Source organism: Donghicola tyrosinivorans (assembly GCF_003003355.1).
In the GTDB taxonomy this organism is placed as follows: domain Bacteria; phylum Pseudomonadota; class Alphaproteobacteria; order Rhodobacterales; family Rhodobacteraceae; genus Donghicola; species Donghicola tyrosinivorans.
On the sequence record NZ_PVTQ01000010.1, the window covers coordinates 41,869 to 57,808 of the forward strand.

A 15,940-nucleotide genomic window follows, 5' to 3' on the forward strand; every position below is an offset into this window, starting at 1 on the left:
GCTTCTGCGGGGCTGACGTTAGGTAAGCTTAAGACCCTGTTTTAACAGGGTTATCTTAGCCCTTTCGCAGTCAAAATTGTATCTATACGAATAAAAAACCACATTCCCTATTGGCTTTAGGCGTACTAAAGTGCAATAAATGGCAGCGCGGGGCGAACCCGCACCGTTTAGGGAGGAACATTCATGACATTCAAAACCACTTTCGCCGCGGCTGCTGTGCTGATGACAGCGCTGCTGCCGGTTGGCGCTCAGGCGGAATTCAAGGCCGAGAACCCCCAGTGCATCGCACCCTCGAACCCCGGTGGCGGCTGGGACTACATCTGCCGGACCACTGCGAAATACCTGTTCGATCTGGGCCTGATCGACGATGCCATGCAGGTCACCAACATGAGCGGCGGTGGCGGCGGTGTGGCCTTTGCCCATGTCACCAAAGAGCGGAACGAGGACAACAACCTGATCGTCGCCGCCTCGATGAGCACCAGCGCCCGTATCGCGCAGGGCATCTATGAAGGCGCAACCAAGGAAAGCGTTCATTGGCTGGCGACCTTTGGCGCGGAATACGGGGCCATCGCGGTCGATGCGGACAGCGAATACCAGTCGCTGAACCAGATCATGGACGCAATCAAGGCAGACCCTCGTTCGGTCGGCATCGCGGGCGGCTCGTCCGTTGGCGGGTACGACCACATCAAACCGATGCTGCTGGCGCAGGCCGCAGGGGTCGAGGATGTGACCAAGTTGAAATACGTAGCCTTCTCGGGCGGCGGCGAGGCGATGACCGGCCTGCTGTCGGGCTCGGTTCAGGCGCTGTCGGGCGATCTGTCGGAAATGCTGGGGTTCCTTGAATCCGGTGACATCCGCATCGTTGCGATCCTGTCGCCGGAACGTCTGTCCGGCCATCCCGATATCCCCACCGCGAAAGAGCAGGGTTATGACGTGATCGGCGCGAACTGGCGTGGTCTCTATATGCCTGCCGGTGCCTCGGACGAGGCGAAAGAGTTCTGGAAGAATGCGATCCAGACCATGACGGAATCCGATGCATTCCAAGCGGACCTGAAGGCCGCCTCGATCGAGCCCTTCAACAACTTTGGTGCGGATATGGACGCTTACGCGGCCAAAACCATCGAGGACGTGCGCACGCTGTCCAAAGAAATCGGCATCATCCAGTGACCTTACAGGGGGCGGCCCCGTGTCGCCCCCGCACACTCCGGGAGACCCTTATGAGTGACCGAATATTCGGCGCGGTCGGTTTGGCCCTTGGTATCTTTTACCTTTGGGCCGCGACGATCATCCCCGACAGTTTCATGAGCGATGTGGTCGGCCCCCGTGCCTTTCCCTACATCGTGGGCGCGATCATCTGCATCTGCGCCATCATCTTTCTGATCCTTCCCGATCCCGATCCGGTCTGGCCCGGTTTGCGTGATCTGGCCGAGATCATCTTCGCCGGTGCGGTGATGTTCCTTTACGGTTGGGCGCTGTCGCCCGCGGGCTTTGTGGTGCCGACCGTCTTTGCCACCGCCTATCTGACATGGCGTCTTGGCACGCCGCCTTTGTGGTCCCTTGTGACGGGTGCTGCGACCTCGGTCGGGATCTATGTTGTCTTTCATCTTGTGCTTGGCCTGTCGCTGGCCAAAGGCCCGTGGGGGTTCTGAGATATGGAAATGCTATCCAACCTAGGCGACGGTTTCCTGATCGCGATGACCTGGCAGAACCTGCTGCTGGCGCTGATGGGCTGTTTCCTTGGCACCTTGATGGGCGCGCTGCCCGGTCTGGGGCCTGCCAATGGCGTGGCGATCCTGATCCCGATTGCGTTCTCGCTGGGGCTGGGGCCGACGGCATCGCTGATCTTGCTGACCAGTGTCTACTATGGCGCGATGTACGGGGGGCGGATCAGCTCGATCCTGCTGAATATTCCGGGTGACGAGCCTGCGATGATGACCTGTCTGGACGGCTATCCGATGGCGAGACAGGGCCTCGCGGGCGAGGCGCTGACCCTGTCCGGCATCGCCTCTTTCGTGGGTGCGTTCTTTGCCACATGGGGTCTGGTGCTGCTGGCGCCGCAGCTGGTGAAAATCGCGCTGCTGTTTGGCCCTGCGGAGTACTTTGTGCTGTTCACGCTGGCTTTCGCGACCCTTGGGGGGATCTCTTCGACCAATCAGGCAAAGTCGGCCTTCGCGGCGGCGCTGGGTCTGGGGATTGCCATGATCGGCAGCGACAGCCAGACCGGATCGCAGCGGTTCACCTTCGGGGAAATCCACCTCTACGACGGGATCGACTTCTTGATCGCCATCGTTGGCCTCTTTGCCCTGTCCGAAGTGTTCATCTTCCTTGAGCATCACAAAGGCGGCGCAGTGGGCAATTCCGGCGCGATGAAGATCGGTCGCATCATGCCCGATTGGCCGATGGTCCGCCGCTGTATCCCCACCATGGGGCGCGGGACGGTGATCGGCTTTATCGCCGGTGTGCTGCCGGGGGCAGGGGCGTCTTTGGGATCGTTTCTAGCCTATTCGGTGGAACGTTCGACCGTGGACCCCGACAACAAGACCTTCGGCAAGGGTGATCCCCGCGGTGTGGCGGCCCCCGAGGCGGGCAACAACGCGGCCTCGGGCGGGGCGCTGGTGCCGATGCTGGCGCTGGGTGTGCCCGGATCGGGAACCACGGCGGTTCTGCTGGCGGTGCTGCTGCAACTGAACATCACCCCTGGCCCGCTGCTGTTCCAGAAGAACCCCGATATCGTCTGGGGTCTGATCGCGGCGCTGTTCATTGGCAACGTTATGCTGCTGCTGATGAACATCCCGATGGTGGGTCTGTTCACCCGCGTCCTTCTGGTGCCGACGCGCATCCTGATGCCTGTGGTGGCGATGATTTCCTTCGTTGGCATCTACTCGATCACCGGCTCGACCTTTGACGTGATGCTGATGGTGGGCTTTGGCCTGATGGGCTGGGTGCTGCGCAAGCTGGACGTGCCGATGGTGCCGATCATCCTTGGCATCCTTCTGGGCAACGAGATGGAAGTTAACATGCGCCGCGCCATGACGATCTCTGACGGGGACTGGTCGATTTTTGTCGGCTCGCCCTTGGCGATTGTCCTTTGGGTTGTTGCGATTGCAGGCTTTCTGGCGCCCATCGTGGTGGGCCGTGTTCTGCGCCGCAAGCAGGCGGCGCTGTCCGACGAGATCGCGGAAGGCGACTGATCTTTCTTGAAAACCGCTGTCCGGCACGTGCTGCCGGACGGCCCCTATTTTCCCGCCGCAGCAAACGTGCTGCCGGCGAACGCGACAGGAGACTCTTATGCGTATCATGTATTTGCCCTGCGATGGCATCGGCCCCGAGATCATGGCCGAGACCCTGAAGGTGGTGCAGGCCGCGAACGAAAAGTTCGAACTTGGCCTGACCTTTGAAGAGGCGGAAAGCGGTTTCACTTCGCTCAAGAAATACGGCACCACCCTGCGCCAAGATGTGCTGGACCGTGCGCGTAGTGAATTTGACGGTGTGATCCTTGGCACCCAAAGCCACATGGACTATCCGCCCGTGGCTGAAGGCGGGCGCAATGTGTCGGCGGGCTTCCGTATCGGGCTGGACCTTTACGCCAACGTCCGCCCTGCGCGGTCGCGCGATTACATCCCTAACAAGGCCCCCGGCATGGATCTGGTGATCATGCGCGAGGCGACCGAGGGCTTTTACCCCGACCGCAACATGTACAAAGGCGTGGGCGAGATGATGCCCGATCCCGACATGGCCCTGTCGGTGCGCAAAATCACCCGCGCATCCTGCATGCGCATCTGCCGCGAGGCGTTCAAACTGGCGATGCAGCGCAACAAAAAGGTCGTGGCGATCCACAAGGCTAACAGCTTTCTGATGACCGACGGTCTGTTCCTTGAGTGCTTCCGCGAGGTCGCCAAAGACTTCCCCGAGGTCGAGGCCGACGACAAGATCGTTGACGCCTTTGCCGCCCTGCTGGTGCGCCAGCCGCAGATCTATGACGTGGTGGTCGCCACCAACTTCTACGGGGATATCCTGTCGGATCTGGCGTCCGAGCTGTCCGGTTCTTTGGGGCTGGCGGGCTCGATCAACGCCAATGCGGAGACCGGTCTGTGCTGTGCGCAGGCGCAACACGGCTCGGCCCCCGATATTCAGGGTCAGAACGTGGCCAACCCCACCTCGCTGATCCTGTCGGCAGCGATGATGCTGGTTTGGCTGGGGGAACAGCGCGGCGTGCAAACGCTGATGGATGCGGGCAACGCGATCATGACCGCTGTGGATGCGGTGATCGACGATCCGGCCAAGCGCACCCGCGACCTTGGCGGCTCGGTCAACACCGACACCTTCGGCACCTATGTGGCCGAAGCTCTGAACGCGTGATCCCCATGCGCATTGTCCTGATCCATGCCACCCGCGTCGCCATTGAACCTGTCGAGCGTGCGTTCGCATTCCTCTGGCCGCAGGTGCAGACGGTCTCTTTGCTGGACGAAGGTCTCTCCTCAGACCTCGCCTCCGGACGGGCGACGCGGGAGGTGTTGGATCAGCGGATCAATGCGCTGGCCGATTACGCTATGGGGATGGCGCCTGACGCCATCCTCTTCACCTGTTCGTCTTTCGGCAGCGGAATCGAAGAGGCCGCCGCAAGGTTGCCCGTTCCGGTGCTGAAACCGAATGAGGCCATGTTTGATGAGGCGATCCGCGCAGGTGGCAAGGTGGTGATGCTGTACACCTTCGGCCCCGCTGCCGAAGGCATGGCCCGCGAATACCATGATGCCTGCGGGCAGGATTTGCCCTGTGTCCACGTCTCTGGCGCGCTTGAGGCGCTGAAGGCTGGGGATGCGGCAACTCATGATCGCCTGCTGGCGACGGCGGTGCAGGACATCGACGCCGACACATTGATGCTGGCGCATTTTTCCATGGCAGGCGCGGCAGACGGGCTGCGCGGCCTGACCGATGCCCGCATTCTGACCAGCCCCGATGCCGCCGTGCGCAGGCTTCAAGAGTTACTAAAGGACAAGACATGCTGATTGGCGTCATCGCAGATGATTTCACTGGCGGCAGCGATATTGCCAATACGCTAGCCAAGGGCGTTGCCCCCGAAGGGGGCCTGCGCACCGCGCAATTCTGCGGCGTGCCGGACAGCCCCGCGCCGGATGGGCTAGAGGCAGGGGTTGTGTCGCTGAAAAGCCGGTCGTGTCCGGTGGATGAGGCAGTCGCGGACAGTCTCAAGGCGCTAGACTGGTTGCTGGCCCAAGGGTGCGAGCAGATCGTGTTCAAATATTGCTCGACCTTCGACAGCACCGACGCGGGCAACATCGGCCCCGTGGCCGAGGCGCTGGCCACTGCACTGGACCAGCGCGGGGTGGCCGTTTGTCCTGCCTTCCCCGCTACGGGCCGCACGGTTTATCAGGGGCATCTGTTCGTTTTTGACCGCCTGCTTAGTGAAAGCGGCATGCAGAACCATCCCCTGACCCCCATGACAGACCCTGACCTGCGGCGCGTTCTGTCGCGGCAGACGCGGGCCTCGGTCGGGGTGGTGCCGTTCAGCACCGTCGCGCAGGGGGCGCAGGCCATCCGCGCCGCGATGGTGGATGACTTTTGCATTCTGGATGCGGTCTCGGACGCGGACCTCTTGACCCTTGGCGCGGCGCTTGAGGGGCGGGCGCTGGTGACTGGCGGCTCGGGCATCGCGCTTGGACTGCCGCGCAACTTTATCCGTGCGGGTCAAGCCAGCGGCGGGCAGGTGCCGTTTACCCCCGTTCAAGGCTTTGAGGCGATTTTGGCCGGTTCCTGCTCTGGCGCGACACGGGGGCAGGTAGAGCATCACGCCCGCAACCATCCGACCTTGGCGATTGATGTGCCTGCGGTGATGGCAGGCAGTGTGACCGCGCAAACATTGGTGGATTTCATCACCAACCACGCGGGCCACGCGCCGTTGGCTTATTCATCGGGAAGTCCAGATGAGGTTGCCGCCCTGCAAACCCGCTATGGCCGTGCCGCCGTGGCGGCAAAGCTGGACGGCTTGTTCGCAGACACCGCCCGCCAGTTGGTGGCTCAAGGGGTCAAACGGCTGGTGGTCGCGGGGGGCGAGACTTCGGGCGCGGTGGCGCAAGCGGTCAGCGCCGCCCTTGGCGTAGACGCCATGCAGATCGGCCCAGAGATCGACCCCGGCGTGCCGGTCCTGTCCCTGAAAGGCGGCGTCACGCTGGCCCTGAAGTCCGGCAATTTCGGCAGCACTGATTTCTTTGCCAAGGCGCTGGCCTTGATGGAGGGCACCGCATGAGCCTTGAGCAAACCGCCCGCACCGAAATGGTGCGCCTGTGCAAATCGCTTTTTGACCGAGGGTTCTCGGTCGGCACGGCAGGCAATGTCTCGGTCCGGTTGCCCGACGGTATGCTGATGACCCCCACCAATGTGCGGTTGGGGGATCTGGAGGCCGAGCGGATTTCCAAACTGGACCTGCACGGTAACCACATCAGCGGCGATAAGCCCACGAAAGAGGTCTTTTTGCATCAGGCTTGTCTGGACACTCTGCCAGAGGCGCAGGCGGTGGTGCATCTGCATTCCACGTGGGCCACGGCCTTGTCATGCTTGGAGGACACCGATCCCGATGACTGCGTGCCGCCCTTGACGCCCTATGTGGTGATGCGGGTCGGCGCGGTGAAACTGTTGCCTTACGTCAAGCCCGGTGATCCGTGTATGGGCCAGATGATCCGCGATCTAAAGGGGCGCTATGGGGCGATGCTGCTGGCCAACCACGGGCCGGTGGTGACGGGGCGAACGCTGGCCTCGGCCGTGGCGGCGGCGGAAGAATTGGAAGAGACCTGCAAACTGCTGGTCGCCCTGCGCGGCTTGCCCCTGCGGATGTTGACCAGCGCCCAAGTGGCCGAGCTGACAGCCACCTTCGGGCGGATATAGAATGCAGATCGCGCGGGCCTCTCTGACCCTTTTGGCGGCGCTGGCTGCCGGTTGGGCCTGCGCTAAGGCGGGGGTGCCCTTGGGCTGGTTGGTCGGCGCAAAGCTGGCGATGGTCCTTGCGGGGCTACTTCGCCTGCCCGCCGCGCAGCCGGTCGCCTTGATGCCGTGGGTCAAAGGGGCAGTGGGCGCGATGCTTGGTGCCTCGATCCCCGTGGGGGTTCTGGGCCATCTTGCAGGCTGGTGGCCAACCATTCTGGCCATGTTCGCCGTCATGGCCCTTGCCGGAGCCTTGAACTTTCGCATCCTGAGCACCCGCTTCGGCTTTGGCCGCATGGACGCGGCCCTTTGCGCGATGCCCGGCGGCATCACCGAGATGATCATCCTTGGCGAACAGTCAGGCGGCGATGCCCGCCGTGTGGCCATTGTTCATGCGGTGCGGATCGCCCTATCGATCCTAGCCATCCCGTTGCTGGCCCAAGGCATTTTCGGCATCGCGATTGCCAGCGCCGACCGCCTGCCGCCTGTACATATGACCATGCCCGACTGGGGTTGGTTCCTGCTCTGCGTCGCCGCAGGGGTCGCAGCGGATCGCTGGACGCGGCTGCCGGTGCCGCTGGTCACCGTGCCGCTGGCCCTGTCGGCGGCGCTGCATCTAGGCGCCATCAGTGCATTTCACGTCCCGCCCGAAGTCTCGCGCATGGTGCAGGTGATGATCGGCGTGAACGTGGGGGCGCGGTTTTTGGGCTTTGCCCTGCGCGATCTGGCGGCGGTGGCGCTGGCGGCCCTGTCGGTGGTGGCGGTGCAGCTGTCGCTGGCCTTGGGGGCGGCTTTGGCGCTGGCCCGCATTGGGGCAGGGGACGCGCTGGCGCTGCTGCTGGCCTATGCCCCCGGCGGTCTGGCCGAGATGTCCCTGATCGCCATCGCCATGGGGCGAGAGACCGCCTTTGTCGCCCTTCACCACATTATCCGAGTGCTTTGCGCCCTATTCGCCGCGCCGCCTCTTTTGACCATCCTTGGAAAGACAGAACCATGATCCAGACAACCATGACCCTGAACGCATCTGATTGGCGATACGTGGACCTGCCCGCGGTCTTGGGCGGACATCTGGCGCGATTGCCCCATGTCTTGCGTCTTCTGGCAGAAAACCACCTGCGCGAAACCGGTGATCCCGCGCCTTTGTTGGCGGCATTAGAAGCGCGTGCAAATAACCAGCGTGACGGGTTCGAATTCACCTTTCGCCCCAATCGTCTGTTGATGCATGACACCACCTGCACCCCCGCGCTGGCCGATATTGCCGGTCTGCGCGATGCACTGGCCGAGGCGGGCGGTGATCCCGAACGCCTGACCCCCGGCCTGCCGGTCGAGGTCTCGGTCGATCATTCGCTGGCGGTGGAAATCTATGCTGAAATGGGCGCGGCGCAGCGCAATATCGCGATCGAGATCCAACGCAACCACGAACGCTATGCCTTTATGAAATGGGCGGGGCTGAACCTGAAGGGCGTGCATGTGAACCCGCCCGGCACGGGTATCATGCACACGATCAACCTTGAGCAACTGGCCACCGTGCTGGAGATGCGGGACGGGCAGATGCACCCCGATATGTTGCTTGGCACCGACAGTCACACGCCGATGATCAACGGGATCGGCGTCATGGGCTGGGGCATCGGCGGGCTTGAGGCGGAAAGCGTGATGTTCGGCCAGCCTGCCTCATTGGCGATGCCGGATGTGGTCGGCGTGCGGCTGGACGGAGCCTTGCCCGCAGGGGTTCTGGTCACTGACCTTGCGCTGGAGATCACTCACCGCCTGCGCGAATTGGGCGTGACGGGGGCGTTCGTGGAATTCTTCGGGCCGGGGGTGTCGGGTCTTTCAGCGTCTGAACGCTCGGTCATCGCGAATATGGCCCCCGAATACGGGGCGACAACGGGGTTCTTTGCGGTGGATGGCGCGGTGGTGGACTACCTGCGCATGACCGCGCGGCCCAAGGCGCTGGTGGATGCGATTGAACCCGCGTTCCGCGCGATGGGCCTGTGGTTCGACCCCGCCGCGCATCCCCTCTTTGACCGCGAAATCGCGCTGGACCTGTCTGCCCTGTCGCCCACCATTTCCGGCCCGCGCCGCCCGCAGGATCGCTGCGCCCCGTCCGAGGCCGCCCCACGGATCGAGGCCGCCATTGGCCGCGCCCTGACCCATTGCGACGGCGTGCCGGACGGAGCCGTTGGCGTCGCCGCGATCACCAGCTGCACCAATACCTCGGACCCTGCTTTGTTGATTGCTGCGGGACTGCTGGCCCGCAATGCGCGGGGGCTGGGGCTGCGCGTGCCTGATTGGGTCAAGACGTCGCTGGCACCTGGTTCGCCCTCGGCCCGCGATTATCTGGCCCGCGCCGGTCTGCTGCAAGACCTTGAGGCGCTTGGCTTTGGCATCGTCGGTTATGGCTGCACCACCTGTATTGGCAACCCCGGCCCGCTGCCACAGGTGATCGAAGCGGCGCTAAGCGATGGCAAGGCGGTCTGCGCTGTGCTGTCGGGCAACCGCAACTTTCCGGGCCGTGTGCATCCGAAGCTGGACTTGGCCTATCTGGCCTCGCCTGCGCTGGTCATTGCCTATGCGCTGTGCGGCGTGATCCGTGGTGACATCACCCGCGACCCCGTGGGGCAGGGCGCGAAGGGGCCGGTCTATCTGGCCGATATCTGGCCCGACAGTGATGAGGTCGCCGCTGCCATGAACCGCGCCCTGAACCCTGCCGATGTGCCCGCCGCCTTTGCTCAGGCCGCAGCGAACGTTGATTGGGCGGCGATTGACGCGCCTGAAAGCCCGCGTTTTCCTTGGGCGCCGACCTCGCGCAATCTGCGCCGTCCCAAGTTCGCCTCTTTCGATGAGACCTGCCGCCTTGGCACCTACAGCGCCGCGCCGCTGACGGTGCTGGGGGATGATATGACCACAGACCACATCTCTCCGGCGGGGTGGATTTCGCCCGAGAGCGCAGCAGGCCAATGGCTGATCGAGCGGGGCGGTGATCCCGATGATCTGAATGTCTACGCCTCGTATCGCGGCAATTGGGAGGTCATGCTGCGCGGTCTCTTCACCAACCGTCTGGCGCGGAACTATCTGGCCGATGATCTGCCGCCTTCGTGGACCACCTTGGCCGATGGTCGCAGGCTGCCGCTGTTCCAAGCCGCCGAGGAACTGCGCGAGGTGGGGCAATCCGCTGTCATTCTTGCGGGCGAGCGTTACGGCATGGGCTCTAGCCGCGATTGGGCGGCGAAGGGGGCAGCGCTGCTAGGCACCCGCGCCGTTCTGGCCCGCAGCTTTGAGCGTATCCACCGGCAGAACCTGATCGGCATGGGCGTTTTGCCGGTGATCCTGCCTGATTGGACGCCTGCGCAGGCGGGGCTGACGCCCGCCTGCCGGTTGCACATTGATCTGCCTGCCAATGCCCTTAGCCCCAATTGCGTGGTCCCGATCACGTTGCAGCGGGCAAATGGCCAGCGCGAAACCATCACCGCCCGCGCCGCCGTGGAAACCGCCCGCGAAGTTGCCCTGCTACGCAACGGCGGCGTCCTGCGGACAATCCTTGATCAGGCGATGTCGTAAACCAATTCTGGCCCTGCTTTGCGTAAATGAGTAATCATTACGGCAAAGCAGGAGGTCATATGCAGGGACGCCAAGATATTTTCGACCATTTCGCCACGCAAATCCGCAGTGGCAAGGTCGCGGTGGGCAGCAAGATGCCCACAGAGAAACAGATCGCCGAGGAATTCGGGGTCAGCCGCTCCACCGTGCAGGCCGCGATGACGCGCCTTGCCGAAGAAGGTCTGGTGCGGCGCTATGCGGGGCGGGGCACGTTCGCCTGCCGCGAAGACAGCGACATGCGCATGAAGGTGGATCTGGACATCCACAACATCCAGTCGTTCGAAACCGAAGCCGCCTTGCGCGGCGATACGGTCAGCTACCGGCTGCTCAGCTTTGCCCTGCGGCCAGTGTCCGCCCGCGCGGCATTACGTTTGGGCCTTGAAAAACAGGCGCAAGTCTATGCCTTAAGCCGAACGCGCCACATTGATGAAGCCTGTATCGGGATCGAATTGCGCTATTTCTCGCCCCTTTTAGCGATGGATTTGCCCATGTCTTCGCTGCTGAACAAAGGGCTGCATTCGATCCTTCAGGACGATCTCGGGGTGCAGATCGGACGCATTGATGCCGCCCTTCGGGCCACTGTCGCCTCAGCGGAAGAGGCGCAGGCCTTGGGTGTTATGAATGGCGCGCCATTGCTGGTCCGGTCCCATACGATCTACGATATCGAAGACCGCCCCTTGGTTCATGGTGAGAGCAGCTACGTGGAAGAGTTCTCATTCCGTTACTCGGCGACGGTGCGCACCGATAAATGAATACTCATTTACGGGATTAGACCAAGAAAGCATTGACCGCTTCTTTGATTCGGCTTTATCCATTTAAAAAGCCAATTGGAGGAGGCCAGATGTTTTTTGCACCACCAGCCGAGCTGGAGGCAGAGGTGTTTGCCCAAGTGCCGCAAGACATGGCACCGGATCATGGATCCGCATGGGGCAGCGTGCAGCACCCGGGTAAACAGTTCCGTGCCTTCCTTGAGGGGCCTTCGTTTGACCGCGACGGGAACCTCTATTGCGTCGATATCTGTCATGGCCGGATTTTGCGCTGCGATCCGAATGGTGAATTTACCGTTGCTGCCCAATATGATGGCGAGCCGAATGGCCTGAAAATCCATAAGGATGGCCGCATTTTCATTGCCGATCACGCCCACGGGCTGATGGTCATGGATCCGGTCAATGGCAAGGTGGAACCCTATCTGACCCGTCCGGGGCTAGAGCGCTTCTATGGCCTGAATGACCTGCATTTCGCGGCGAACGGTGATCTCTATTTCACCGACCAAGGGCAAAGCGGCCTGCACGCCCCCTATGGTCGTTTGTTCCGCCTGTCAGCGCAGGGCGCGTTGGATTGTCTGATCGACAACATCCCCAGCCCGAACGGACTGGTCTTGAATGAAGAAGAAAACCAACTTTACCTTGCCGTCACCCGTATGAATGCCGTGTGGCGTGTGCGGTTTCTTCCAGAGGGTCGGACTGTCGCGAAAACGGGCACGTTTATCCAGCTGTCGGGCGGATTGGCGGGTCCGGACGGTCTGGCCCTTGGCGAGAATGGCGAATTGGTGATCGGCCACATGGGTCTTGGCACCGTCTGGGTCATGTCCCGCTTGGGCGAGCCGATGTACCGCATTCGCAGCCCGCGCGGCATCCTGACGGCCAACATGGCGTTTGGCGGGCCGGACAACCGTGACCTGTTTATTACCGAGGCGGAAACCTCCTCGATTCTGCGTGTTCGCCTGCCCTTCGCGGGCAAACTCATGTTCAGCCACAGCTGAGGCCCCCAATGATCCAGAAAATTGATCGGGCGCTTTGCGCCTTTGAGACCTTGATGGTCGTCACCCTGACGCTGGCCGGATTGGCGATGGCCTTTGTACAGGTGGTCTTGCGCTATCTGTTCAACACCGGAGTGCACTGGCTTGAGGCCGGATTGGTCACCGCGCTGGTCTGGGCCATGCTGTTCGGCGCGGTCCGCGCTGTGCGCGAAGGCAGCCATCCGCGGGTCGAGCTGTTGCCCGCGATGATGCCGCCCAAGATCGCCGCCGCCATGAACTGTGCCGCGCTGATCGCGACCTTTGCGCTGGTGGTTTTCTACCTGTCAGACGCGGTGTTCTACGGAAAATTCCTGAACATGATCAATGCTTTGCACCCAGAGCTAGAGATCAAGCAGGTCTATCCGTTTCTGGTCATCCCGATCATCACCGCCCTGATGGCCCTGCGCTATGGGTTGCTGGCCATCGTCCTGTGGCGCACGCCGGCCACCCACACCCCTGAATTCGACTACCGCGAACGTATGACCAAAGGAGCGGACACATGATCGCGCTGACCCTTGTTGCGGCCTTTTTCGGCCTGATCCTGATCGGTGCGCCCATTGCTGTGGCGCTTGGGGGATCGGCTGTGGTGACCTCGATGCTGTTCTCGCCTATTGCGGACGGGATTATCGGGCAAAAGCTGTTTTCGAACCTGAACCACTTTACCCTGATGGCGATCCCGTCCTTCTTTCTGGCCGCTGGCCTGATGGAGCAAGGCGGTCTGGTGCAGCGACTGGTGGGCCTTGCCCGCGCGATGGTCGGTCACCTCAAGGCCGGTCTGGGGATGACCACGGTGCTGACCTGCATATTCTTCGCGGCGATCTCGGGGTCCAGCCCCGCGACGGTCGCGGCGGTTGGGAACATCCTGTATCCGTCTCTGCTAAAAGAGGGCTATTCCCAGAAATACGCGGTCGGGGCGCTGGCCACATCGGGGGCCATCGGCATCCTGATCCCGCCTTCGATCCCGCTGATCTTGTACGGGTTTGTGACCGAAACCTCGATCCCCGCGCTGTTCATGGCAGGCATCTTTCCGGGCCTGCTTTACGGGGTGCTGCTTCTGGCAACAGCGCGGATTTTGGCGGGTAAGGAAGGCATCCAGACCCGGCCCCGCGCCAGCCTGAAAGACCTGAACCGCGCTTTCCGCAGCGCACTGCCCGCCCTGTCGCTGCCGGTGTTCATTGTGGTCGGCATCTACGGCTTTCCCGAATTCACCCTGTTCGGCTGGAAAAACGATGGCGGAGCGATCTTTACCCCGACTGAGGCGGCAGCCGTGTCTGCGGTGCTGGCGATGGTGATCGGGTTCTTTGTTTACCGCGAACTGACCCTGCGCGATGTGCTGCGCATCACCGCTGAAACCGGTCCCCGCGTGGGCATGATCTTCTGGATCACCGCCAATGCGCTGCTGTTCGGCTTCTTTCTGACCAAGGTCGGCATCCCCGCCGCGATGGCGCAGTTGGTGGTGGATTGGAACCTGTCGCCTATCGTGTTCCTGCTGTGCGTGAACATCCTGCTGGTGATCGTCGGGTTCTTTTTGGAAGGCGTGCCGACCATCCTGATCTTTGCCCCGCTGCTGGTGCCTGCCGCCGAAAGCCTTGGCATCGATGCTGTTCATTTCGCGATCATCATGGTGGTGAATATCGAACTTGGCCTGATCACGCCGCCCGTGGGGATCAACCTGTTCGTGGCCAGCTCGATTTCGGGGATGCCGGTGTTGCAGGTGTTCCGCGCCACGCTGCCGTGGACCATCGCCACGGTGATCACCCTGCTGATCGTCACCTATTTCCCACCCCTTTCCATGACTTTGCCCGACCTCATGCGCTGAGGCGGGCCCAAGACCCCAAACTGAATAACTCAACTCAAGAGGGAGGAGACCTCATGAAAACTTTGAAAACGGCCGCGTTGCTGGCGGCCCTGACCCTAAGCACCGCTGCGCAGGCGCAGGTCCAGATCATCCTGTCGAACGACAATAACGAAAAGGGCCTGAAAGGTCAGACCTTTGAAGTGCTGGTCGATGAACTTGAAACCCGTCTAGGCGATCAGGTCGCGGTTGAGATGCACCACTCGGGCACGCTTTTCGACCAGCAAAGCCAGATTCAGGGCCTGCAATTGGGCGCGGCCCATTTGATCTCGCCCACGGCGGGGGTCTATAGCTCGGTCGCGCCGAAGGTCGGGGCGCTGCAATTGCCCTTCCTGCTGAACACGCCCGAAAAGATCCAAGAGGCGATGGCCGATCCGGTGGTGCGCGACGCGATCCTGCCCGATCTGCAAAAACAGAACATCGAGGTGGTCGCCGTCTGGATGAACGGCCCTCGTGATCTGGGCTATAACGCGGACAAAGCCATCCAGCGCCCCGAGGATGCCGCAGGTCTGAAGGTCCGCGTTCAATCGGCGCCGATCTTTGTGAAAACATGGGAGGCCGCAGGTGCAAACCCCGTGGGTATCAACTGGTCCGAAAGCCCCACCGCCCTGCAACAAGGGGTGATTGACGCTGCCGAAGTGACGCCGAACGCGTGGCGTGGTTCCTCGACCTATCAGTTCGTGGACCACATCTCGAAGACCGAGCATCAGTATTCGTTCTACATCGTCGGTGCGAATAAGGCGTGGTGGGATGGTCTGTCAGATGAGGTCCGCGCCGGTGTGCAAGCATCGCTGGATGCGGCCACCGCATGGAACATGATTGAGAACGCCCGCATCAACGCCGAGGCGCTGGAGTTCATGGCAGCCGAGGGCGTGCAAATCCATGACCTTTCCACCGAGGACCGCGCCGCTTGGGCCGCAGCCATGCAGCCCGTCTGGCAGGAACTTGGCACCGATCTGGTCGGTGGGGCCGTGATGGAGCGTCTTCAGGCGATCGCCGCCGACTAAGCCTTTGCTGTGCCCTATGGCATCTGGCCGCTCAGTTCCTGAGCGGCCATTTCCAGTTCCGGAATGGCCGCTTGCCGCGTGGCGCTGTCAAAGCGGGCATTCGGGCCAGAGACCGTCAGCGCGCCGGAAAACAGCCCGTTGGCGGAAAAGACGGGCGTTGAGATTGATGCGATATTCGGGTTCCGCGTGGCATCAAGGGTGACGGTGCCGCGGCTGTTGAACAGTTCGGTCGGGACGGTGTCATCGCCGCCAAAGTGCCGCAGAACCAGCCCGCTGGCACCGGTGCCAAGGCGCAGACGCATGCCTTCCTCGACCCCGTATTTTTGTAGATCGGCGTTGTTTTCGCGGTAAAGACAGACACGATCATCGCCTGCCCGCACAAAGAAGGACGCGGTCTCGCCCGTGGCGGCGACCAGTTGGCGCAAGACGGGGCGGACGATCTCATCCGTTGCAAAGCCTTGTCGGAAGATCAGCCCAAGGTGCCACACACTGGCTCCGATGGCAAAGCGGCCCTGCGCATCTCTGTCTAGAAAGCCAAAAATCTGAAGCGAGCCCGCAAGCCGCAAGATCGTGCTTTTGTGCAATCCGGTCTCGGCCGCCAGTTCCGCCAGCGACATGCGGGGACGGCGCGTGCCGAAGGCGGACAGGATCGAGAGGGCGCGTTCGACGGATTCGGTACGGTTCGCGGGCATGGGATGGGCCTTTCATCAATGGGTTGCGTTCTGTCAGGCGAAACGCACCGGTTTTCGC

15 protein-coding genes are annotated in these 15,940 nt (G+C 62.2%); 14 read left to right on the plus strand and 1 reads right to left on the minus strand.

The window, feature by feature from the left end; genetic code table 11:
* Positions 1 to 183: 183 nt before the first annotated feature.
* The 14 genes from CLV74_RS14155 to CLV74_RS14220 all read left to right on the plus strand — a co-directional run bounded on the left by CLV74_RS14155 (position 184) and on the right by CLV74_RS14220 (position 15,190).
* Positions 184 to 1,167 carry a Bug family tripartite tricarboxylate transporter substrate binding protein gene (locus CLV74_RS14155; protein WP_106265945.1) on the plus strand — a complete coding sequence of 328 codons (984 nt, stop codon included), beginning with the start codon at positions 184 to 186 and terminating at the stop codon, positions 1,165 to 1,167.
* A 50-nt stretch (positions 1,168 to 1,217) separates the two neighbouring features.
* A complete protein-coding gene (locus CLV74_RS14160; RefSeq protein ID WP_106265947.1) occupies positions 1,218 to 1,649 on the plus strand; it encodes a tripartite tricarboxylate transporter TctB family protein in 432 nt (143 codons plus the stop codon).
* Positions 1,650 to 1,652: 3 nt separating this feature from the next.
* Complete coding sequence (locus CLV74_RS14165; protein ID WP_106265949.1) at positions 1,653 to 3,191, plus strand: tripartite tricarboxylate transporter permease; 1,539 nt, start codon at positions 1,653 to 1,655, stop codon at positions 3,189 to 3,191.
* Between the two features lie 97 nt (positions 3,192 to 3,288).
* Complete coding sequence (locus CLV74_RS14170) at positions 3,289 to 4,359, plus strand: isocitrate/isopropylmalate dehydrogenase family protein (protein ID WP_106265951.1); 1,071 nt, start codon at positions 3,289 to 3,291, stop codon at positions 4,357 to 4,359.
* A gap of 5 nt (positions 4,360 to 4,364) precedes the next feature.
* Positions 4,365 to 5,006, plus strand: a complete 642-nt coding sequence (locus CLV74_RS14175) for an aspartate/glutamate racemase family protein (RefSeq protein WP_146134964.1) — start codon at positions 4,365 to 4,367, stop codon at positions 5,004 to 5,006.
* Positions 5,000 to 6,262, plus strand: a complete 1,263-nt coding sequence (gene otnK, locus CLV74_RS14180) for a 3-oxo-tetronate kinase (protein WP_106265956.1) — start codon at positions 5,000 to 5,002, stop codon at positions 6,260 to 6,262. Before CLV74_RS14175 ends, otnK begins: the two co-directional genes overlap by 7 nt.
* On the plus strand, positions 6,259 to 6,897 hold the full coding sequence (otnC, locus tag CLV74_RS14185) for a 3-oxo-tetronate 4-phosphate decarboxylase (protein ID WP_106265958.1): 639 nt from the start codon (positions 6,259 to 6,261) through the stop codon (positions 6,895 to 6,897). Before otnK ends, otnC begins: the two co-directional genes overlap by 4 nt.
* Before the next feature lies 1 nt (position 6,898).
* Positions 6,899 to 7,930 (plus strand): AbrB family transcriptional regulator, encoded by a 1,032-nt coding sequence (locus CLV74_RS14190; protein ID WP_106265960.1) that lies wholly within the window; start codon positions 6,899 to 6,901, stop codon positions 7,928 to 7,930.
* Complete coding sequence (acnA, locus tag CLV74_RS14195) at positions 7,927 to 10,491, plus strand: aconitate hydratase AcnA (protein ID WP_106265962.1); 2,565 nt, start codon at positions 7,927 to 7,929, stop codon at positions 10,489 to 10,491. The genes CLV74_RS14190 and acnA overlap by 4 nt, the downstream gene beginning before the upstream one ends.
* Positions 10,492 to 10,550: 59 nt before the next feature.
* Positions 10,551 to 11,282: a GntR family transcriptional regulator gene (locus CLV74_RS14200; protein WP_170108067.1), complete on the plus strand. Its 732-nt coding sequence runs from the start codon at positions 10,551 to 10,553 to the stop codon at positions 11,280 to 11,282.
* Between the two features lie 89 nt (positions 11,283 to 11,371).
* On the plus strand, positions 11,372 to 12,292 hold the full coding sequence (locus tag CLV74_RS14205; protein ID WP_106265967.1) for an SMP-30/gluconolactonase/LRE family protein: 921 nt from the start codon (positions 11,372 to 11,374) through the stop codon (positions 12,290 to 12,292).
* A gap of 8 nt (positions 12,293 to 12,300) precedes the next feature.
* Positions 12,301 to 12,831, plus strand: a complete 531-nt coding sequence (locus CLV74_RS14210; RefSeq protein ID WP_106265969.1) for a TRAP transporter small permease — start codon at positions 12,301 to 12,303, stop codon at positions 12,829 to 12,831.
* Positions 12,828 to 14,147, plus strand: a complete 1,320-nt coding sequence (locus tag CLV74_RS14215) for a TRAP transporter large permease (protein ID WP_106265971.1) — start codon at positions 12,828 to 12,830, stop codon at positions 14,145 to 14,147. The genes CLV74_RS14210 and CLV74_RS14215 overlap by 4 nt, the downstream gene beginning before the upstream one ends.
* A gap of 53 nt (positions 14,148 to 14,200) precedes the next feature.
* Entirely contained in the window at positions 14,201 to 15,190 is a 990-nt protein-coding gene (locus CLV74_RS14220) for a TRAP transporter substrate-binding protein (RefSeq protein WP_106265973.1), read from the plus strand.
* A 14-nt stretch (positions 15,191 to 15,204) separates the two neighbouring features.
* Here CLV74_RS14220 and CLV74_RS14225 read toward each other — a convergent pair whose 3' ends face one another.
* Positions 15,205 to 15,882 (minus strand): IclR family transcriptional regulator, encoded by a 678-nt coding sequence (locus tag CLV74_RS14225; RefSeq protein WP_106265975.1) that lies wholly within the window; start codon positions 15,880 to 15,882, stop codon positions 15,205 to 15,207.
* Positions 15,883 to 15,940: the final 58 nt, after the last annotated feature.